The organism is Pseudomonas sp. HMSC08G10, assembly GCF_001808425.1.
Taxonomy (GTDB): domain Bacteria; phylum Pseudomonadota; class Gammaproteobacteria; order Pseudomonadales; family Pseudomonadaceae; genus Aquipseudomonas; species Aquipseudomonas guariconensis.
Genome location: NZ_KV793288.1, coordinates 137,362 through 157,585, shown reverse-complemented (window position 1 = coordinate 157,585; position 20,224 = coordinate 137,362). Strand labels below are relative to the sequence as shown.

20 protein-coding genes and 2 riboswitches are annotated in these 20,224 nt (G+C 63.5%); of the genes, 11 read left to right on the top strand and 9 right to left on the bottom strand.

The features are described 5' to 3' along the window. Positions 1-446: 446 nt before the first annotated feature. On the bottom strand, positions 447-986 hold the full coding sequence (moaB, locus tag HMPREF3173_RS02480) for a molybdenum cofactor biosynthesis protein B (protein WP_070571401.1): 540 nt from the start codon (positions 984-986) through the stop codon (positions 447-449). 296 nt (positions 987-1,282) lie between these two features. Here moaB and HMPREF3173_RS02475 point away from each other — a divergent pair, with 296 nt between their 5' ends. From HMPREF3173_RS02475 to HMPREF3173_RS02465, 3 genes are all read left to right on the top strand, one after another. Next, a complete protein-coding gene (locus tag HMPREF3173_RS02475) occupies positions 1,283-2,197 on the top strand; it encodes a LysR family transcriptional regulator (RefSeq protein ID WP_070571400.1) in 915 nt (304 codons plus the stop codon). 65 nt (positions 2,198-2,262) lie between these two features. After that, a complete protein-coding gene (gene moaC / locus HMPREF3173_RS02470) occupies positions 2,263-2,766 on the top strand; it encodes a cyclic pyranopterin monophosphate synthase MoaC (RefSeq protein WP_070571399.1) in 504 nt (167 codons plus the stop codon). Continuing rightward, positions 2,763-3,014: a MoaD/ThiS family protein gene (locus HMPREF3173_RS02465; RefSeq protein ID WP_070571398.1), complete on the top strand. Its 252-nt coding sequence runs from the start codon at positions 2,763-2,765 to the stop codon at positions 3,012-3,014. Before moaC ends, HMPREF3173_RS02465 begins: the two co-directional genes overlap by 4 nt. 56 nt (positions 3,015-3,070) lie before the next feature. Here the strand turns inward: HMPREF3173_RS02465 and HMPREF3173_RS02460 are convergent, their stop codons facing one another. The 3 genes from HMPREF3173_RS02460 to HMPREF3173_RS02450 form a co-directional block, all read right to left on the bottom strand. Continuing rightward, positions 3,071-4,297 (bottom strand): NADH:flavin oxidoreductase/NADH oxidase family protein, encoded by a 1,227-nt coding sequence (locus HMPREF3173_RS02460; RefSeq protein ID WP_070571397.1) that lies wholly within the window; start codon positions 4,295-4,297, stop codon positions 3,071-3,073. Between the two features lie 83 nt (positions 4,298-4,380). Continuing rightward, positions 4,381-4,815, bottom strand: coding sequence for a MerR family transcriptional regulator (locus HMPREF3173_RS02455; protein WP_070571396.1), 435 nt, complete (start codon positions 4,813-4,815; stop codon positions 4,381-4,383). 156 nt (positions 4,816-4,971) lie between these two features. Beyond that, positions 4,972-5,445 carry a cysteine hydrolase family protein gene (locus HMPREF3173_RS02450; RefSeq protein ID WP_070571395.1) on the bottom strand — a complete coding sequence of 158 codons (474 nt, stop codon included), beginning with the start codon at positions 5,443-5,445 and terminating at the stop codon, positions 4,972-4,974. A 342-nt stretch (positions 5,446-5,787) separates the two neighbouring features. Between HMPREF3173_RS02450 and mrdA the strand changes: the two genes are divergently transcribed. After that, positions 5,788-7,680: a penicillin-binding protein 2 gene (mrdA, locus tag HMPREF3173_RS02445; RefSeq protein WP_070571394.1), complete on the top strand. Its 1,893-nt coding sequence runs from the start codon at positions 5,788-5,790 to the stop codon at positions 7,678-7,680. Positions 7,681-7,683: 3 nt separating this feature from the next. Here mrdA and HMPREF3173_RS02440 read toward each other — a convergent pair whose 3' ends face one another. Beyond that, positions 7,684-9,009 carry a sigma-54 dependent transcriptional regulator gene (locus HMPREF3173_RS02440; RefSeq protein WP_070571393.1) on the bottom strand — a complete coding sequence of 442 codons (1,326 nt, stop codon included), beginning with the start codon at positions 9,007-9,009 and terminating at the stop codon, positions 7,684-7,686. Positions 9,010-9,342: 333 nt separating this feature from the next. On the opposite strand from HMPREF3173_RS02440, the gene HMPREF3173_RS02435 reads away from it, so the two are divergent. Beyond that, entirely contained in the window at positions 9,343-9,609 is a 267-nt protein-coding gene (locus tag HMPREF3173_RS02435) for a hypothetical protein (RefSeq protein WP_043212394.1), read from the top strand. 114 nt (positions 9,610-9,723) lie between these two features. Here HMPREF3173_RS02435 and HMPREF3173_RS02430 read toward each other — a convergent pair whose 3' ends face one another. The 4 genes from HMPREF3173_RS02430 to cobW form a co-directional block, all read right to left on the bottom strand. Beyond that, entirely contained in the window at positions 9,724-10,314 is a 591-nt protein-coding gene (locus tag HMPREF3173_RS02430) for a vWA domain-containing protein (protein ID WP_070571407.1), read from the bottom strand. A gap of 77 nt (positions 10,315-10,391) precedes the next feature. Further along, a complete protein-coding gene (locus HMPREF3173_RS02425; RefSeq protein WP_070571392.1) occupies positions 10,392-11,408 on the bottom strand; it encodes a magnesium chelatase ATPase subunit I in 1,017 nt (338 codons plus the stop codon). Position 11,409: 1 nt separating this feature from the next. Next, positions 11,410-15,171 carry a cobaltochelatase subunit CobN gene (gene cobN / locus HMPREF3173_RS02420; RefSeq protein WP_070571391.1) on the bottom strand — a complete coding sequence of 1,254 codons (3,762 nt, stop codon included), beginning with the start codon at positions 15,169-15,171 and terminating at the stop codon, positions 11,410-11,412. Positions 15,172-15,174: 3 nt separating this feature from the next. Beyond that, entirely contained in the window at positions 15,175-16,242 is a 1,068-nt protein-coding gene (gene cobW, locus HMPREF3173_RS02415; protein WP_070571390.1) for a cobalamin biosynthesis protein CobW, read from the bottom strand. 99 nt (positions 16,243-16,341) lie between these two features. Next, a riboswitch (cobalamin riboswitch) is annotated at positions 16,342-16,540 on the bottom strand. 200 nt (positions 16,541-16,740) lie between these two features. After that, positions 16,741-16,938: riboswitch (cobalamin riboswitch) on the top strand. A 92-nt stretch (positions 16,939-17,030) separates the two neighbouring features. Between cobW and HMPREF3173_RS02410 the strand changes: the two genes are divergently transcribed. The 6 genes from HMPREF3173_RS02410 (at position 17,031) to HMPREF3173_RS02390 (ending at position 20,220) form a co-directional block, all read left to right on the top strand. Then, positions 17,031-17,216 carry a CbtB domain-containing protein gene (locus tag HMPREF3173_RS02410; protein ID WP_043212388.1) on the top strand — a complete coding sequence of 62 codons (186 nt, stop codon included), beginning with the start codon at positions 17,031-17,033 and terminating at the stop codon, positions 17,214-17,216. Between the two features lie 10 nt (positions 17,217-17,226). Next, the gene (locus HMPREF3173_RS02405) at positions 17,227-17,910 is read left to right on the top strand and encodes a CbtA family protein (RefSeq protein WP_070571389.1); all 684 of its coding nucleotides are present in this window, start codon (positions 17,227-17,229) and stop codon (positions 17,908-17,910) included. Then, positions 17,910-18,317: a cobalamin biosynthesis protein gene (locus HMPREF3173_RS02400; RefSeq protein ID WP_070571388.1), complete on the top strand. Its 408-nt coding sequence runs from the start codon at positions 17,910-17,912 to the stop codon at positions 18,315-18,317. Before HMPREF3173_RS02405 ends, HMPREF3173_RS02400 begins: the two co-directional genes overlap by 1 nt. A gap of 40 nt (positions 18,318-18,357) precedes the next feature. After that, on the top strand, positions 18,358-19,110 hold the full coding sequence (gene cobM, locus HMPREF3173_RS02395) for a precorrin-4 C(11)-methyltransferase (RefSeq protein WP_070571387.1): 753 nt from the start codon (positions 18,358-18,360) through the stop codon (positions 19,108-19,110). Positions 19,111-19,139: 29 nt separating this feature from the next. Beyond that, a complete protein-coding gene (locus HMPREF3173_RS23770; protein WP_080642116.1) occupies positions 19,140-19,382 on the top strand; it encodes a DUF1272 domain-containing protein in 243 nt (80 codons plus the stop codon). A 223-nt stretch (positions 19,383-19,605) separates the two neighbouring features. After that, positions 19,606-20,220 (top strand): response regulator transcription factor, encoded by a 615-nt coding sequence (locus HMPREF3173_RS02390; protein WP_043212380.1) that lies wholly within the window; start codon positions 19,606-19,608, stop codon positions 20,218-20,220. Positions 20,221-20,224: the final 4 nt, after the last annotated feature.

Sequence of the window (20,224 nt, the reverse complement as noted above, 5' to 3'; positions counted from 1 at the left end):
GCGTTCTCGCTGCCCAGCCAGGCCTTGGTCACGCTCTTGAGCGCGCCCCAACCGGCGGCCGGGCCGTTGTAACTTCTGATATGTTCTTCTTCGCTCATCGGACTACCCTTTGATTGATACTCGGCGGGAGATCGAATTGAAGCGCTCACTTTCAACTCACGTACAGAAGTTGAAAAACACACTTCAAACTTTTACAGCGGCAGACTATTTTTGCCGCCACCACCCGTCAAATCAAAAGTAATGACGACATGATCAGGTTTATCTATCACTGCCGCCAGGCCTTTATTCCCGCGAACTTTCCAGGCGTGATCGACGCCATCGATCAAGTATTAATAAAAAACAATCACACGCTCGAGAGAGAGTTGCATCAGTTAAAGAGGCCATTAATTAGGTGTCGTTGCGAGCCCATTCGCTTTTGCGGGTAATCCGCCCTTGCAGGCTCGGGCTCACTGCCGCGAGCCGCAACGCTCGGCGGCCTTTAGGTGCGGCACGAAATTGCACGGCCGATGCCGCGAATCCAGCTGCTCCACCAAAATCCCCTCCCAGGCCGTACGGCAGGCCCCGGTGGAGCCCGGCAGGCAACACACCAGCGTGCCGTTGGCCAGCCCTGCCAGTGCGCGGCTCTGCACCGTCGAGGTGCCGATATCCAGGATCGACAGGGCCCTGAACAGCTCGCCAAAGCCTTCGATATGCTTGTCCAGCAGGCAAGCCACCGCCTCTGGGGTGCTGTCACGCCCGGTGAAGCCGGTGCCGCCGGTGATCAATACCACCTGCACCTGATCGTCGGCGATCCAGCCTGCGACCTGGGCTCGAATTCGATAGAGGTCGTCCTTGAGCAAGGCTCGAGCCACCAATCGATGCCCCATTTCCACCGCGCGGGAGGCCAGCAACTCGCCGGAAGTATCGGTTTCGAAAGTCCGGGTATCGCTGACCGTCAACACGGCGACGTTCAGAGGAATAAATTGCGCAGTGGGTTTTGAACTCATCGTGAACACTCTAACTAAACAGGGGCCGTCATTCGCGAGAAACTAGAGCGCCCGCCCCTGTTCGTCCAATCAATAATTCATACCGCATTATCGATATCGCCTATCATCGCCTGCTGATCAGCAGGATCTATCAGGTGTTCGTAAATTCCCATTGGACACTCTTGTTCTTTCATTTTACTTTTTGCCGCCACAGGGTTTCGACCCGTCTCAATACACTGACTGCCAGCGTCAACATGTAAACGATCGGTTCAATGCAACACACCTCCGATACGACTCATGTGTTTGCAGGGCGAGCGATGGATATCAAACAACTTAAATTTCTGATTGCGCTGGATCAGACCCGGCACTTTGGCCAGGCCGCTGCGCTGTGCCATATCACCCAGCCGACCCTCTCGATGCGCCTGCGCAACCTGGAGGACGAGTTGGGCTTGGTGCTGGTAACTCGTAGCCAGCGATTCGAAGGGTTCACCGAGGCAGGCGAAAGGATTCTGGCCTGGACGCGCACCCTGTTAGCCGCCTATGACGGCCTGCAGAGCGAAGCCGCCAATTGCCGTGGGCAGATCGTCGGCAGCCTGCGCATCGGCATGGTGCCGCTGTCGAGCTTCAATGCCATGCAGTTGCTCAAGCCGCTGCTCGCGCAGTACACCGAACTCACCGTACAGCTGTCATCGCTCAGCTCCGAACAGGTGATCGATGGCCTGAGCCGTAACCAGCTTGATCTGGGCATCTGCTACCTCGATCGGGTCAACAGCAGCTATTTCGAGATCATCGAGCTGGGCGCCACCCGCATGGGCTTGCTGTACGACACCCGGCATTTTCGCTTCGACGGGCCCGAATTACCTTGGGAAACGCTCGCCGGGTTACCGCTTGGCTTGCTCTCCCAAGGCATGCACTACCGCCAATCGCTCGATTTGAGCTTGCGCAGCCGCGGCCTGCACCCAACCCCCGTGCTTGAAAGCGATTCGACCTATCAGTTGATCCAGGCCGTCTGCGCCGGGCTGTGCTGCGCCATCATGCCGCTCGACGATGGGCTGGACGAGCTGAGTGAACATATCCGCATCATCCCCATCGCCAGCGCCAACATCCATGCACCGGTCGGCTTGCTGCTGCGCCGCAACGAGCCACGCTCGGCGCTGGCGGAAAAATGCTTCGCCCAGGCCCGGGACTTGCTCACGCCGAGCCCGCCCCCGGCCATTGGCCAGAAAGCCTGACCACCCGACAGACAGCGCCCTCGAGCCTGCCCTCAGCCGGCATGTCAGCATGCCCCGGAGCCCCAATGCCCCCCACCATCGACTCGCCTTCCTCGTTGACCCACCTGGACACGCGCGGCAACGCCCAGATGGTCGATGTCACCGACAAATCCGAAACGCACCGACAGGCCACCGCCGAAGCCTGGGTGCGGATGAGGCCTGAAACCCTCAACCTGATCGTCACCGCAGGTCACCCCAAAGGCGATGTGTTCGCAGTGTCGCGCATCGCCGGCATCATGGCCGCCAAGCGTACCCACGAGCTGATCCCGCTGTGCCATCCGCTGCTGTTGACGGCGGTCAGCGTGGAGATCAAGGCGGTCAACCCGGACTCGGTGCGCATCATCGCCACCTGCAGCCTCAAGGGCGTCACCGGCGTGGAAATGGAGGCCCTGACCGCAGCGAGTGTCGCGGCGCTGACCCTTTATGACATGTGCAAGGCCGCCGATCGCAGCATGCAGATCGACTGGGTGCGCCTGCTCAGGAAATCCGGCGGACGTTCCGGTACCTATCGTCTGGAGGCGCTGCCGTGATCCAGCTTCAGTACTTCGCACGCTTTAGGGAGCAGTTGGGCATTGACCGCGAATCGCTGCCGTGGACACCCGCGCTGGCCAGCCTGCGCGATCTGCGGAACCTGCTGTCCGAGCGCGGTGAACCCTGGGCGACGACACTGGGCCATGCAGGCCTGATGTGCGCGCGCAACGAGGCGCTCTGTGACCTGGATGAGCCGTTGCACGATGGCGACGATGTGGCGTTCTTCCCGCCGGTCACCGGGGGCTAGTGCGGGACGCCCACGCCGCCATGCAGCCGGTGCTTAATTGACCCGGCTGCGCACACTCACCGGCTCGCCATCCTGCGCCGGTACTGGCGAGCGCGCAGGGCATTGGCCAGTTGCTGCACGAGCAACGCCCAACCCGGCGCCACCGCAGGATCAGGCGCCTTGCCCCGGGCAAGCTTGTTCAACTGATACTTGACCACCGCCATGTTGGCCAACGAGGCGAGCGCTTTGTTCTTCCAGGTGATCGCCGGCAGTTGCGGGGCGCTGAGCTGCCCTACCTGCCAGTCACGCGGCAAGGCAGGGTCGATCGCCAGCGCCGTGCCGATGCCGACCATGTCGACGCCACTGTCCATCACCTGTTCTGCAACCGGCAGCCGGCGGATACCGCCAGTCACCATGACCGGCATCCTCGCCACTTCGCGAATCTCGCGGGCGAATTCCAAAAAGTAGGCCTCCCGCGCCAATGTGCGGCCATCCCGCGCCTGGCCTTGCATGGCTGGGGCTTCGTAGCTGCCGCCGGAAAGCTCGACAAGATCGATGCCCAGTGGGTTGAGCAGGCCCACGACCTCTTTGGCATCGTCGGCACTGAAGCCGCCGCGCTGGAAGTCAGCCGAATTGAGCTTTACCGCGACGGCAAAGCCTGGCGACACCGCCGCCCGCACAGCCTTGACGATCTCCAGCAACAGGCGCGCGCGGTTATCGAGGGCGCCGCCCCATTGGTCGGTACGCTGGTTGGTCAACGGCGAAAGGAACTGGCTGAGCAGGTAGCCATGGGCGGCGTGAATCTGCACGCCGGTAAAGCCCGCCTGCTCTGCCAACTGCGCGCTTCGGGCAAAACGCCGGATGATGTCCTCGATGACCTGCGTCGTCATGGCCTGGGGCTTGCTGAAATGCCGGGACATCGTGCCCAGTTCCAGCGCCACGGCCGAAGGCGCCCAGGTCGCCTGACCAAGGTTGGCCGGCATCTGGCGGCCGGGGTGGTTGACCTGCAGCCAGAACTGCGCGCCCTGCGCCTGTCCGATGCGCGCCCACTGCCGGAACCGCTCCAGGTGCAGGTCATCTTCCAGAACGACTCCGCCCGGACCTGTCATGGCGCGGGAGTCGACCATCACGTTGCCGCTGATGAGCAGGCCTGCGCCACCCTCCGCCCACGCCTGGTACAGGCGCATCAATCGAGCAGATGGCGCGTGATCGGCATCGGCCATGTTTTCTTCCATGGCCGCCTTGGCGATCCGGTTTGCGAGGGTGGAGCCGTTAGGCAGTACGAGGGGGGTGAAGGCGTTCATAGCGGCACCTCATTGGACGGTGCCAGCGACGATATCCTTAAAGCCAACTTTAAGGTCAATACCCAGATAGAGGGCGAAGCCGATTAGCGCTCGATGTCAGACTTGTTGGCGGCCATGTCCTCGCGCAACTGGTTGAGTACGCGCTGTGTGTTGTCCGCGCATGCCATGCCTTCGGGCTTGCTCTGGACGCCATCGATCACCAGCAGCAGTTGCGCCTTGTTGCGTGCCAACTGTTGTTGCAGCGCCTCGATTTCCTCGACCTTGCGCTTGAGCCCGTTGAGCAGTTCATCATGGCGCCAGCCGTTGGCATTGACGGGCATCAGATGGCGGATCTGCTCCAAGGTAAAACCCGCTGCCTGGGCGCTGGTGATCATCTCCAGCACCCAGACGGCATCAGCGTCGTAGTCACGGTAACCGTTGGCCTTGCGCTCGACGGCGTGGATCAACCCACTCGCCTCATAGAAACGAATGCGCGATGGCGCCAGGCCGGTGATCTTCGCCAACTCGCCAATTTTCATGAAGCACCTTGTGATGGATGGACCTTGAAGCTCACTTTAATCCTGAGGCGGACGATGGGCCAGGCGGATCTTGGTGTCTGAAATGTGTCCGCACGAAGGTAAATGAACAATCCTTTCAACGCAGTGAGGGCACGCGTGGATACCTTCGTGCAGCGCCTAGAGACCTGCAATGACCTCAGCTGCGGTAGTCACTTGGCCGAAGTGGTGCTTCCACAGGTCGATGCCCAGTTGGCCAGACCGGTCCAGGGTCGAGCCTACGGTCAAGTCGGTGATCAGCGTCGGGCTCAGCCCTGCATCGAACAGCGCGAAGCCCGCGGCCAGCACGCAGGTTTCCGTCTGCAGGCCGCAGACCAGGACCCGGTCGACGCCCAGGCGCTTGAGGTATTCGATCGTAGCGGGCGTTTGCCCATAGCCATGCTTGATGAAGACTTCATCGGCCTCGATCAGGTTCTCGTCTTCGGCCGCCGGGTGCCAGCCGAGCTGGCGGTGAAACGGCGTGACCTGCTCGTCATGCAGCTCGATGGACGCGACAGTGGGAATCTTCGCTGACAAATGTCGGATGCGATCGATGAGCCATTCCGGCGGGTTGAACGTGGACTGGACGTCGACAATGAGCAGCACCTGCTCCATGGGCATTTCCTAGCGCGATGTGAAAAGCGCCGAGTATATCGTCCGAACGCGTTCGGGCGCTTTGGTGCAGCCCATCGCAAACTTTGTCGCCCACCCTTCAGGCCCTGGTTTACCGGCACGGGCAGTGACCTCTTCAAGTCGCCGCTGTGAGGGGTCACACGCGTTCGCAGGAGCCGCCTCTGGTCATGTGAACGAATCTTCATGTTTCGCGCAGACGCCTGCCAGCGGGCAGATCAGCGGTTTCGCAGCGGCTCGCTGCCCGAGGGTGTCTTGAGCCTCCTTCCCCCGTTGCGTAGCATCGCCCGCCCTCGCGCAGCCCTCTCCTGATCACCAGAGCTTCCGATGCCCCAACCTATTCCCTTGAAGGACCACGAAAAGGAAAAACACCTGGTCAATCGCAGGCTGCTGGCCTGTGCGACGCTGGTGATGGGCCTGGTGGTGGTGCTGGTGGGCCGGCTGTATGTATTGCAGGTGCTGCAACACGACCAGCAAACCGCAGTGTCGGAAAACAACCGCGTGCACGTGCTGCCCATCCCGCCGGAGCGCGGGTTGATCTACGACCGCAACGGCGTGGTGCTGGCCGACAACAAACCCAGCTTCAACCTGACCATGACCCGCGAGCGCGCGGGCGACAGCACCCAGGTGCTCGATACCCTGGCCCAGGTGCTGGGCCTGGGCGAGGACGAGCGCAAGCAATTCGACAAGGACCTGCGCCGGGGCCGCAAACCGTTCGAGCCGGTGACGCTGATGTTCGGCCTGTCCGAAGAGCAGATCGCGCTGATCGCGGTCAATCAGTTCCGCCTGCCGGGCCTGGACGTGGAGGCGCAGTTCATCCGTGAGTACCCGCTGGGCGAGCACTTCGCCCACTCGGTGGGTTATGTCGGGCGTATCAACGAAAAAGAAGCCAAGACCCTCGACAACACCGAGTACCGCGGCACCCAGTCAATCGGCAAGACCGGCATTGAGCGCTTCTACGAAGACCAGCTCCATGGCCATGTGGGCTATGAAGAAGTCGAGACCAACGCCCAGGGCCGGGTCATGCGGGTGCTGCGCCACCAGGATCCGATACCGGGCAAGGACTTGGTCCTGACCCTGGACGCCCATCTGCAGCAAGCGGCCGAAAAAGCGCTGGGCGAGCGCCGTGGCGCAGTGGTGGCGCTGGACCCGGCCACGGGCGATGTGCTGGCGATGGTGAGCAATCCGGCGTTCGACCCCAACCTGTTCGTCAAGGGCATCAGCTTCAAGCAGTACGCGGCCCTGCGCGACTCGATCGACCGGCCATTGTTCAACCGTGTGCTGCGCGGCCTGTACGCGCCAGGCTCGACGGTCAAGCCGGAAGTGGCCATCGCCGGCCTGGACAGTGGCGTGATCACCCCCGCCAGCCGCGTCTTCGACCCGGGTTACTACACGTTGCCCAACTACGACCACAAGTACCGCAACTGGAACCACAGCGGCGATGGCTGGGTGGACATGTACAGCGCAATCATGCGTTCCAACGACACTTACTTTTACGACCTGGCACACAAGCTGGGCATCGAGCGCCTGCATGACTACATGGCCGAGTTCGGGCTGGGCCAGAAGGTCTCCCTGGACATGTTCGAGGAGGCACCGGGCCTGATGCCCTCCCCGGCTTGGAAGCGCGCCACCCGCCGCCAGGCCTGGTTCCCTGGCGAGACCTTGATCCTCGGGATCGGCCAGGGCTACATGCAGGTCACCCCACTGCAACTGGCACAGGCCACCAGCCTGCTGGCCAGCAAAGGCGTGTGGCATCGTCCGCACCTGGCGCTGAGTGTAGGAGGCCAGGCGCCCGTGGACCCGCACCCGATGCCGGACATCGTGCTGCACGACAAGCACGCCTGGGACCAAGTCAACACCGGCATGCAGATGGTCATGCACGACCCACGCGGGATCGCCCGCGCTGCGGCAGCCGGGGCCCAGTACCGCATCGCGGGCAAGAGCGGCACCGCGCAGGTGGTGGCAATCCGTCAGGGCGAGCGCTACAACCGCGACAAAACCCTCGAACGTCACCGGGACAATGCCCTGTTCGTCGGTTTCGCGCCGGCCGAGCACCCCAGTATCGTGGTGGCGGTGATGATCGAGAATGGCGAAGCCGGTGGCCGGGTGGCCGGGCCTGTGGTGCGCGAAGTCATGGATGCCTGGCTGCTCGACGACCAGGGCCATCTGAAGGTGCAGTACGCTGGCGGCACGGGCCAGTCCGCGGTGCCCCACGCCTGAGCGTCAGCGGATCTGATGCTTGTGCAGCAAGCGGTAAAACGTAGGCCTGGAAATCCCCAGCACCTTGGCCGCGACACTGAGGTTGTCGCTGTGCCGATCGAGCACATCCGAAAGCGCCTGGCGCTCGGCCCGGTGCTTGTAGTCTTCCAAGGTACCCAGTAGCTGCTCGTCCTGCTCGATCATCTGCAATCCCAGGTCCTGCGCCTCGATCTGCCTGCCTTCGGCCAGCACCAGGCCGCGACGCACCCGGTTGGCCAGCTCCCGCACATTGCCCGGCCAGTCGTGTCGGCCCATGGCCGCCAGGGCGCGGTCGCTGAACGAGCGAGGCCGGCGTCCGGTCTCCAGGCTGTAGAAATGCGCGAAATGGCTGGCCAGCATCGACAAGTCGCCGTGGCGGTCACGCAGGGGCGCGGTGATCACTTGCAGGACATTGAGCCGGTAATAGAGGTCCTCGCGAAAGCGCCCCTGCACGATGGCCTTTTCCAAGTCAACGTGGGTAGCCGCCAGAACGCGCACATCCACCGGGATCGGTTGGTCGCCGCCGACCCGCTCGATGTGTTTTTCCTGCAGAAAGCGCAACAGGTTGGCCTGCAGCTCCAAAGGCAAGTCGCCAATTTCGTCTAGGAACAACGTCCCGCCATTGGCGGCCTCGATACGTCCCACCTTGCGCTGATGGGCGCCAGTGAACGCGCCCTTTTCATGGCCGAACAGTTCGGACTGGATCAGGTGCTCGGGGATCGCACCGCAGTTGATGGCGACGAACGGTTTGTCGCTGCGCTGGGATTGCCGGTGCAGGGTACGCGCCACCAATTCCTTGCCGGTGCCGCTCTCGCCGCGGATCAGCACCGGCGACTCGGTCGGTGCCAGCTTGCCCAGCAACTTGCGCAGTTCGCGGATCGGCCGGCTTTCGCCCAACAGTTCGTGGGTCGGTTCATCCACTCGGACGGGGCCCTTGCCGCGCAAACGGGCCATGCCGAAGGCGCGCCCGAGCGTGACCTGCACACGCGACACGTCGAACGGCAAGGTGTGGAAATCGAAGAACCACTCGCAGACGAAGTCACCGACGTTCTGCATGCGCAGTTGCTCGGGGCTGAGCACGGCGATCCATTCGGTATTGCTGCGGGCGATCAGGTCCTTGACGGCATCGGGATGTCGCAAATGCGTGGCCTGCAAGCGCAACAAGCCGACATCGCACGGATGCTCCAGCGCCGAGGTCAGCGAACAGCTATGCACAGCCCAGCCAACGCTGCGCAAGCCCGGTAGTAGACGGTGGCAATCGTCGCAGGGGTCGACGATCAGCAGACGGCGTTGGGTGGTCGGTTCGAGCATGACTGTTCCTTGACGCCAATAGTTGGTTTTTCATGTAGAAACAGTAAGTTGCAACGTCCGAATTAACAGTAGCAATGAACCTGAGTTGGCCCAGTACCGTTTGTCCGCCAATTGCATTCGGCGATGGGGCGCTCGGGAATCTTTCAAAGTTTCCAGCGTCACAGGCGGCACAGGTTGCAGTCATACTTTTGCCGACTTGAAAAAAAATTCACCGCCCGTGTGACTTCTCCCCTGACTTGGAGCATCAGTACGAATAACCCCGCGCTGCGCCTCCTTGAACATGAAGCAACGCGGACATCTTTTCGCTGTTTGGGACCATAGAGAGACCGAACCATGAACGCCCCGCTCCGTGTCAACGAAGCACTGCTGATCGCCGACCACGCCTTCGAACCTTTCCAGTGCGTAGCCTGGGATGCACCCAACGGTACTGGTGAGCTGAGCCTGGCAGTGATCGACCGGACCAACACGCGTATCGGCAGCAAGCAAGTCTCCTCGCGAATCTATTCCGACCCTGCGCAATGGGCCAGCTTGATCGAGGAAGTGCGTGCCGAACTTTGCGAAAAAGGTTACGACCTGCAACCCTGGTCGATGCCGAAATAATATCGGCGCCCTGCAAGTGCGTGCCAAGCCACGCACTTGTGCAACTTTCCTTTTGCCCTTCCGGCAACTTTTGTCATTGCGACATATCGTCGCAATTGCGACTTTCTACGTTAATCAGTTCAACTCCCTGAACTGCTGGATATGCCGATATTCGGCTTGCAGCTGTTCGGCCAATTGCCGCGCACGCCCCAGGCGCACTGCTGCCAGCTCCATGTCCACCAACACCGTCGCGCACGGCATGGGTCGCAGTGCATTCCAGCGTTGCAGACGACCATCGGTCAGCACCAGGCAACGCTGTGTTTCATGGGGGTAACGCTTGGCCCGCGCCTGCAACCAGTACCGCGCCTCTTCAAGGGCCGCGATCAACGGCGTACCGCCCCCCGCCCCGAGCGCCTGCAACCAGGGTTGCAGGGCGGCCGATGCCTTGAGCCCATGGTGCTGCCAACGCGGCGCGCCGCCACTAGCGGTGAGCAGGGCCAGGCGGGCGCGTTGGCGATAGGCCTGATCGAATAGCTCGGCCAGCAGCCCCTTGGCGTGGGCCAGCGCCTGCTGGCGCCGGGTCGAAGCCGAGGCGTCAACGATCACCAGCCATAATTCCGGCGCCTGGGCCTGGCGCTGCTGCCAACACAGGTCATGGCGATGCCGAGGTCGCCCTTTGAGCAATGTCGCAAGCCACGCCACACGCGTAGCACCACCGATCCGCACGCGACCACGGGGCGTGCCGCTCAGGGTGCCCGGCTGGGGCTTGGCATCCGCCGCCTGGGCGGCGGGCTTGCGGATGCTCAGGGCTTTTTTGCCCAGTTCGGCACCTCGCGCCGTGCCCCGGTGGCGACCGTTTGTGGGGGTAACGCGCCCCAATCCCCCTGACCGCCTTGAGCGTCGGAATGTGCTTGGGTCTGAGGCGGTGGTGGGGTTGAGGATGCACTGGTCGGGGGCGTCTCTCGGCGTCGATGGCGCAGGGCGAATTCCGCCACAGCCTGCACATCAGCTTCCTCTATCGCATCGCCACCGCGCCAGGCGGCATGGGCACGGGCGGCCCGCAACCAGACCAGGTCGGCGCGCATGCCATCGACCCCAGCGCTGAAACAGCCCTCTGTGATCCAGGCCAGGGCGCGATCGTCCAGCGGGATGCTGTCCAGGCGCTGACGTGCGGCCTGGCAGCGTTCGCGCAGGTCTGCCTGAGCCTGCGCCCATTGGGCGCAGAACACCTGTGGATCACTGTCGAAGGCCAGTCGCCGACGAATGATCTGCTGCCGCGCCTGCGGCGGCGGAAGACCTTCGAGCAGCACATTGAGGCCGAAACGGTCGAGCAATTGCGGGCGCAGTTCGCCCTCTTCCGGATTCATGGTGCCGATCAGGACGAATCGAGCATCGTGGCGATGGGAAATACCGTCGCGCTCGATGCGGTTGGTGCCACTGGCGGCCACATCCAGCAGCAGGTCCACCAGCGGATCGGGCAGCAGGTTGACCTCATCTACGTAAAGCACGCCACCATGGGCTTGGGCCAGTACGCCGGGCGAAAACTGCGCCTTGCCCTGCCCCAGTGCGGCATCCAGGTCGAGGGTACCGACCAGGCGCTCCTCGGTGGCGCCCAGGGGTAGGGTCACGAAGGGTGGGGTCTGCCCCGGCGTGCCCAACAGGTCGGCCAGCCCGCGCGCCAAGGTGCTTTTGGCCATGCCGCGCGGGCCTTCGATCAACACACCGCCGATTTTGGGGTCGATAGCAGTCAGGCACAGGGCCAGCTTGAGGTCGTCGGCGCCGACTACGGCCGCCAAAGGGAATTGCACGGGTTCGCTCATTTCAAGCCTGTTCCTCGCCATCGAGCAATTGCTCTTCAAGGGCTTCCCGGTAGGCCCCTGGCGACGCCCAGAGGCCGCGTTGCTGGGCTTCCAGCAAGCGTTCGGTCAGGTCGCGCAGGGCTTCGGGGTTGTGCTGTTGCAGGAAGTCTCGGGTCGCTGGGTCGAGCACATAGGCATCGGCCAGCGACTGGTAATGGTGATCGTCGATCAGATGCGTGGTGGCGTCGAAGGCGAACAGGTTATCGACCGTCGCCGCCAGCTCGAAGGCACCTTTGTAGCCATGGCGCTTGGCCCCCTCGATCCACTTGGGGTTCAGAGCGCGGGCGCGGATCACCCGGTTGAGCTCTTCCTTGAGGGTGCGGATGCGTGGCCGGTCGGTCTGGCTGTGATCGCCGTGATAACTGGCCCGGGCGGTGCCGGCCAGGGTCTCTGCCGCTGCCAGCATGCCACCTTGGAACTGGTAGTAGTCGTTGGAATCGAGCAGGTCATGCTCGTGATTGTCCTGGTTTTGCAGCACCGCCTGGACCTGGCCCAAACGCCGGGCGAACGCGGCGCGGGCCGGTGTGCCTTCGTCGCTGCCGCCATAGGCGTAGCCGCCATGATTGAGGTAGACCTCGGCCAGGTCGCCGCGTGTATGCCATAAACGTCCATCGATTGCATTCTGCACCCCGGCCCCGTAGCTGCCGGGCTTGGCGCCGAAGACACGCCAGCCGGCCTGGCGCGCCGCCTGCTCGGCGTCCACGCCATCGGCCAGCAAGGCATCGCGTTCGGCTCGCACCCGCGCAGCCAGGGGGTTGAGGTCGTCAGGCTCGTCCAGCGCCGCCACGGCCTGCACCGCCGCGTCGAACAGCCGAATGAGGTTGCCGAAGGCGTCGCGGAAGAAGCCTGAGACGCGCAAGGTGACGTCCACCCGCGGGCGATCGAGCAGGCTCAGCGGCAGGATCTCGAAATCGTCGACTCGCTGACTGCCGGTGGCCCACACCGGCCGCACACCCATCAGCGCCATGGCCTGGGCGATGTCATCACCACCAGTGCGCATGGTCGCCGTGCCCCAGACCGACAGCCCCAGCTGACGCAGGTGGTCGCCATGGTCCTGCAAGTGACGCTCAAGGATCAGGTTCGCCGAGGCGAACCCCAGGCGCCAGGCCGTGGTGGTGGGCAGGTTGCGCACATCCACCGTATAGAAATTGCGCCCGGTAGGCAGCACGTCCAGACGCCCCCGGCTGGGCGCTCCGCTGGGCCCGGCCGGGACGAAACGCCCGGCCAGTGCGGCCAGCAGGCCGTCGGTTTCGGCCGCGCCGCAGGCGTCCAGGCTCGGGGCGATTGTGTCGACCAGCGCCTGCAGGACCGTGGAAACCGGTTGCCAGGCGGCGTCTTCAGGCAATGCCAGGCGGCCTGCCAGCGCACGCTCGATCAAGTCCAGCGCAAGGTGTTCCAGGCGCTCGCGGGTATCGCCCTGGTTGCGCCATGGCGCGGTATCGAGCGCCTGCAACACCGCTGGGCGCGGCCCCTGCCAAGGCTGGCCGAATTCGCAATCCAGCGGGTCGAAGCCCAACGCCAGGGCTTTGGCCAGCACACGGATCAGGCTGGCATTGGCACCTTTGCCGTCACCGCGCTCTACACGCAACAGCGCCAGCAATGTGTCGCTGCGCAGGCGCCCTTCGGGAGATTGGCCGAACACATGCAGGCCGTCGCGGATCTGGGACTCCTTGAGGTCGCACAGGTAGGTGTCCAGGCGTGGCAACCAGATGGCCGCGTCGTCCAGCTGGCCTTCAAGCTGCAACTCCCGGTCGATGTGGTTGGCCTTGACCAGTTCGAGAATGTCGCGCTGCAGCTCGCGTGCCCGGCGCGGGTCGAGCAGCTGCGCTTCGTAATACTCGTCGGCCAGGCGCTCCAGGTGACGCAGCGGGCCGTAGGTCTCGGCGCGGGTCAATGGCGGCATCAGGTGGTCGATGATCACTGCCTGCGTGCGCCGTTTGGCCTGGGCGCCCTCGCCCGGGTCGTTGACGATGAAGGGGTAGATGTTGGGGAGCGGCCCGAGCAGCGCATCTGGCCAGCATTGCGCAGACAATCCGACACCTTTGCCCGGCAGCCACTCGAGGTTGCCGTGCTTGCCCACGTGGACCACCGCATCGGCGGCAAAGCCGTTGCGCAGCCAGAAGTGGAATGCCAGGTACCCATGAGGCGGCACCAGGTCCGGGTCGTGATACACCGCGCTGGGGTCCAGCTGGTAGCCCCGGGCCGGCTGGATGCCGACGAAGGTCAGGCCATAGCGCAGGCCGGCGATCATCATCCGACCGCTGCGGAACATAGGATCCTGTTCAGGCGCCCCCCATCGCTCCAGTACCGCACGCTGGTTGGCCTCGGGCAGCGCGGCGAAAGCCTGCTGATAATCAGCAAGGCTCAGACTGTGGGCACAGGGGCGCTGGTCCAGATGGTCCAGGTCATTGGTCACCCCACCCAACAGCTGATGGATCAACGCGGTACCGCTGTCAGGCAGGCCCTGCACCGGGTACCCCTGCCCTTGCAGCGCCCGGAGAATGTTCAGTGCTGCGCCGGGTGTGTCCAGGCCCACGCCGTTGCCGATGCGCCCGTCGCGGGTCGGGTAGTTGGCCAGCACCAACGCCACGCGTTTCTGGGCGTTGGGCAGCCGCGCCAGCTCCACCCAGCGACGCGCCAGCTCGGCGACGAAATCCATACGTTCGGCGTGAGCGCGATAGCAGACCACGTCGGACTGGCTGCGCTCGCTGCGCCAGGCCAGGTCTTTGAAGCTGACGGGGCGCGTGATGATGCGACCGTCCAGCTCCGGCAAGACAATGTGCATGGCAAGATCCCGCGCGCCCAGGCCCTGCTCGTTGGATTCCCACGCCGGCTGGTTGTCCTGGGCGCAGATCGCCTGTAACACCGGGATGTCTCTGCGCAGCGGGCGCAGGTTGGGTTGCTCCGGACTGGACAAGGCAAAACCTGTGGTGTTGAGCACCACCTCGGCCTCGACCTCATCCAGCCAGGTCTCGACCTGGTCCAGGCAGGCCGCCTCCTTGAGGCTGGCCACGGCGATAGGCAGCGGATTGAGCTCTGCCGCCTGCAAGCGCTGGCAGAAAGTATCGATGAACCCTGTGTTGGCCGCCTGCAGGTGCGAGCGATAGAACAAGATGGGGGCCACAGGCCAGTCGGGCTGCCATTCGCAGTACCAGTCCTGCAAAACGGCGCTGGGCTTGGCGGGGTGGTACACCGTGGTACGCGGCAAGGGTTGCGGCTCCTCCCAGGCGTAATCGCGCCCAAGCCACAGGCTGGCCAAGCAATTGAACAGATTCGCGGCATTGGCCTTGCCGCCCTGGCGCAGGTAATGCCAAAGGCGCTCAGCCTGATCGCCGGTCACAGTGCCCAACTGGGTCAATTCCGGGTCCGGGCGGTCGTCGCCGGGCACCAGGATCAACTGCACGCCCCGGGCGCTCAGTTCGACCAGTTGCTCGACACCATAGCGCCAGTACCCGACGCCACCATGCAAGGACAACAGGATCACCTTGGCATGGCGCAGCACCTGATCGATGTACAGGTCGACCGAGGCGTGGTTCTGCACCTGCATGGGGTTGGCCAGTCGCAAGCTGGGGAAATCCTCCGGCAACTGCTCGGCGGTATCGGCGAGCAGCGCCAGGTGCGAATCACCGCTGCAGAGGATCACCAGGTCAGCCGGGGTCTGGCCGAGGTCGGCAATGCTGTCGTCCGGCACGAAGCCGCCGGGCTGGGTCCGCAGCAGGTGCATGGGTCAGGCGCCCAGGGCCTGGCGCAGGCGCGCTTCGAGCGCGGCGGCGTCCAGCGCCTGGCCGATCAGCACCAAGCGGGTGATGCGCGACTCGTCGGCGCGCCAGGCGCGGTCGAAGTGCTTGTCGAAACGGGTGCCCACCCCTTGGATCAGCAGGCGCATCGGCTTGCCGGGGATGGCAGCGAAGCCCTTGGCGCGCAGGATGCCGAATTCGACCACCAGTTGAGTCAGGGCATCGAGCAGCAGGCTTTCGTCCGCTTCTGGCAGGTCGATGGAAATGGAGTCGAAGGCATCGTGGTCGTGATCGTCATGATCATCGCCCTCGTGGTGTGCGTCATGGTGGGTACGGCGACCATCGATGTGCGCCTCAGCCTCGGCGCCCACGCCCAGCAGCACCTCCAACGGCAGGCGGCCACTGCTGGCCTCGATCACCTTGACCGCCGGCGGCAGCTCTTCGGTGACTTCAGCACGCACCTTGGCCAGGCCTTGGGCATCGATCAGATCAGCCTTGTTCAGCACCACCAGGTCGGCGCTGGCCAGCTGGTCGGCAAACAGTTCGTGCAGAGGCGACTCATGGTCAAGGTTGGGGTCGAGCTTGCGTTGAGCGTCCACTTGGTCCGGGTACGCCGCGAAGGTCCCTGCGGCCACGGCCGGGCTGTCGACCACGGTGATGACCGCATCGACGGTGCAAGCATTGCGGATTTCCGGCCACTGGAAGGCCTGCACTAACGGCTTGGGCAGGGCCAGGCCGCTGGTTTCGATGAGGATGTGGTCCAGGTCGCCGCGGCGGGCCACCAACTCGCGCATCACCGGGAAGAACTCTTCCTGCACGGTGCAGCACAGGCAACCGTTGGCCAGTTCGTAGACCCGGCCGCTGGCTTCTTCTTCGGTGCAGCCAATGCTGCACTGCTTGAGGATCTCGCCATCGATGCCCAGTTCACCGAACTCGTTGACGATCACCGCGATACGGCGCCCCTGGGCGTTGTCCAGCATGTGACGCAGCAAAGTGGTTTTGCCCGAGCCGAGAAAGCCAGTGACGATGGTGACGGGGAGCTTGGCCAGTGTTTTCATGTCGCGATGCCCTTGGCAGGATGGCGCGGGCATGCAGGACGAGTGCCGCGAGCCTTGCTGGCCGGGCGTGTTCGCCACCGGATCACCCCGCCCGGTTGAAAGTCGAAATCGTCTCGAGGCAGGTCTCCTGGCTTGCACCTTACCGGCCGTGCCGGTGGAACGACGCCTTCCCGCGCCTGGGCGCAGTGGCTGTGTCGATCCGGGTTGGTGCCTACAGTTGCGGGGGCAGCCGCGGCTTGAACCGCGTTCCCGTCTTAGCTCCGGCCAATGCCGGAGAACCTCGAATCGGCAAGGCTACGCAGTGGCCGGCAGGCGGTCAACCATGGCGCGTCAGTGATTGCGGACAGGCCCTTTGGAACAGTCGCCCTGGCCTGCGGGTGCGGGTTCGCCCGCGAGGAACTCCTAGATGGATTCCAAGCTCGACCTTTCACCGCCTGGCCCGCTGAGGGCGCGGCCACCGCATCCTTGCAGATTGACGCCATGGCGCCCCCATGCTTTGCTTGCACCTTGCGTTCAGGTGCCCCCAAAGGGGTGAAACGGGAAATCGGTAACCAAGCCGATGCTGCCCCCGCAACGGTAAGCGAGCGAAGCATCTTGACCACTGTGCCGCGTCGTATGGCATGGGAAGGTGATGCTTTCCAGGAGCCCTGCTCCTCCTTGCAAGCCCGGAGACCGGCCTGGCGTTAATAGAACACCCCGCGGTGGGCGGGCGCTGTCACCTCTTCTGGGTCAATCGTGCCCGGAATGACGCGCGTGTCCGCCGCCTATAAACAGCAGAGGAACGCACCATGCCGATCACCAGCACCAAACACAGCATCGCCACTCCCGTCAGCCTCAGCCAACGTGTCGTCATTGCCGTCGGCGCCAGCCTGCTGGGCCTGTGCCTGGTCTATTTCGCAGGTTTCTCGCACATCGAGGCGGTGCACAATGCCGCCCACGATACCCGCCACAGCGCCGCCTTCCCTTGCCATTGAGTACGCCTGCATGATCAAGCGCATCGCCCGTACTGCAGGTTTCAGCGGGCTGCTCGCCGCCCTATTGCTGACCTTGCTTCAAAGTCTGTGGGTCAGCCCGTTGATCCTCCAGGCAGAAACTTTCGAGAGCGCTGTCCCCGAGCGACATGAGCACGACAGCCCCGTCGCTGCGCATTCCCATGACCCAGAGGCCTGGGCACCGGAGGATGGCTGGCAGCGTTTGCTCGCCACCACCGGCGGCAACCTCGTGGTGGCGGTCGGTTTCGCGTTGATCCTCGCCGCGCTGTACAGCCTGCGCGAGCCAAACCGAGTGATGACCGGCGCACTGTGGGGGCTGGCGGGTTTTGCAGTGTTCTGCCTGGCACCCACACTGGGGTTGCCACCGGAACTGCCAGGCACAGCCGCCGCCGACCTGGGGCAACGCCAGAGCTGGTGGATCGGCACTGCAGCCGCCACGGCCGCGGGTCTGGCGCTGGTGGTGTTTGCCCACCATTGGCTGCTCAAGGTGCTGGGCGTCGCTTTGCTGGTGGTGCCACATGTGATCGGCGCACCACAACCACCGGTGCATGAAAGCCTGGCACCGCAAGCACTGGTGGCCCAATTCAAGCTCGCCTCCTGGCTGACCAACGCCGCGTTCTGGCTCGCCCTTGGCCTGCTCAGCGCTTGGCTTTATCGCCGAGCCAACCAGGCCTGATGCGCAACGCCTCGTCCGAGCCGGTATTCTATGCCGGCTTCGGCTGCCGCAAGGGCTGCCCGGTCGAAACCCTGGAGCAGTTGCTGCGCACGACCCTGGCCACACACCGCCTGTGCGCCGATCATCTGGTTGGCCTTGCCAGTATCGATCTCAAATTCGATGAACCTGGGTTGCAGGCCCTAGCCGAACGGCTGGGCATCCCCCTGGTGGTGTTCCCGGCCACCGAGCTACAGCCCTTCGAACCGCAGCTCAGCCATCGCTCACCCGTTGCCTATGCCTACAGCGGCTGCTGGGGCGTCGCTGAAAGCGCAGCCCTAGCACTGGCCGCACGATCGCTCGGCACCTCGCGCTTGCTGGTGACACGCCAGGTGCTGGGCCAGGCTACCCTTGCCCTGGCCCGTGGCTGATAATCGCGTCCACATTACTGCCTATCTGCAAGGATTTCCCATGACGGTCTATTTCATCGGTGCCGGGCCCGGCGATCCGGAGCTGATCACGGTCAAGGGGCAACGTCTGATCCGCCAATGCCCGGTCATCATCTATGCCGGCTCCCTGGTTCCGCCAGCTGTGTTGGAGGGACACAGCGCCGAGACGGTGATCAACAGCGCCGAACTGAACTTGGAGCAGATCATCGAAGCCCTGCGCCGCGCCCACGAAAATGGCCAGGATGTGGCCCGTGTTCACAGCGGCGACCCCAGTCTGTATGGCGCCATCGGCGAGCAGATACGTCATCTGCGCGAACTGGGCATCGACTATCAGATCATTCCGGGTGTTACCGCCACCGCCGCCAGCGCCGCCTTGCTCGGCTGCGAGCTGACCTTGCCGGAGCTCGCCCAGACGGTGATTCTCACCCGCTATGGCGACAGCTCGCCCATGCCAGCTGGCGAACAGTTGGCCGACCTGGCCCGCCACCGCAGCACCTTGGCGATCCACCTGGGCGTGAAACACCTCGAGCGTATCGTCACCGAACTGTTGCCACACTACGGGCCGGACTGCCCGGTCGCCGTCATTCATCGCGCCACCTGGCCGGACCAGGACTGGGTACGCGGCACCCTGCAGGACATCGTCGCACTCACAGCGGCCAAGGATTTTCGGCGAACCGCGCTGATCCTGGTGGGCCATGTGCTGGGCGATGCACCTTTCGCTGAATCGGCCCTGTACCGGGCCGGGCATGCCCACCTCTATCGCCCCGCCGGTTGAGCGGGCGTTATCTGACAGGAACCCACTCCATGCTTGAATTACGCCCCAACTGCGAATGCTGCGACCGTGACCTGCCGGGCGACAGCGCGGATGCGTTGATTTGCTCGTTCGAATGCACCTTTTGTCGTGCATGCAATGAACGTCAGTTCCAGGGGCGCTGCCCGAACTGTGGCGGCCAGTTACTGCCTCGCCCGGCAAGGGTCGGGACGGCATTGAGCCGCAATCCGGCCTCGCACCTGCGCGTGCTCAAGCCGCACCCGGGCTGCTCCTGAACTATTCTGTGCGTGGCCCGTCCTTGGCGCCTGGGCGGGCTTTACCATGGAGGTTTATTTTGTAGGCCTTTTCAACAATAATCTTCGCTTTTTCAACAAACCTACGCATCCCATTACCAATCGAGAGGAATCTACGTAATCTTGCGCGCTGCCGCGCAGGCTCCCTTTCACGTATTCCTGCGGGACTTCAGGAAACGGACCAAATTCCTACAGGAGTTATCCAATGACAACCGTTTTAATGGTTGACGACCATCCAACCGTTCGACTGGCTGTGCGCATGCTGCTCGAACGTGAACGTTTTCAGGTCATCGGTGAAGCCGGTGACGGCATTGACGCCGTGCAGCAGGCTCGCCAATTACGTCCTGACGTGGTTATCCTCGACATCGGTCTGCCTGGCCTCGATGGCATGGAGGTCATCAAACGTCTGCAACTGTTGGAGCCGGCACCGAAGATCATGGTGCTCACCGGTCAACCCGCCGACCTGTATGTCCGTCGTTGCCTGGATGCCGGTATCGCCGCCTTCGTCAACAAGGACGAAGACCTCGATGCCCTGGTGTTCGCCCTCAAGGCGTTGGTCAAGGGCTACTCCACCTTTCCGCAGATGTCGGTCAACAGCAGCTCGCTCGAAAGCGAGTGCAGTCGTCTCGAAAGCCTCTCCAACCGCGAAATGGAAGTGCTACGCCGGCTTACCCGGGGCGAGAACAACAAGTTCATCGGTGAATGCATGAACCTCAGTGCCAAAACCATCAGCACCTACCGTGGACGCATCATGGATAAACTCAAGACCGAGTCTCTGGTCGAAATGGTCGACTTGGCCAAACGCAACAACGTCAGTTGAACAT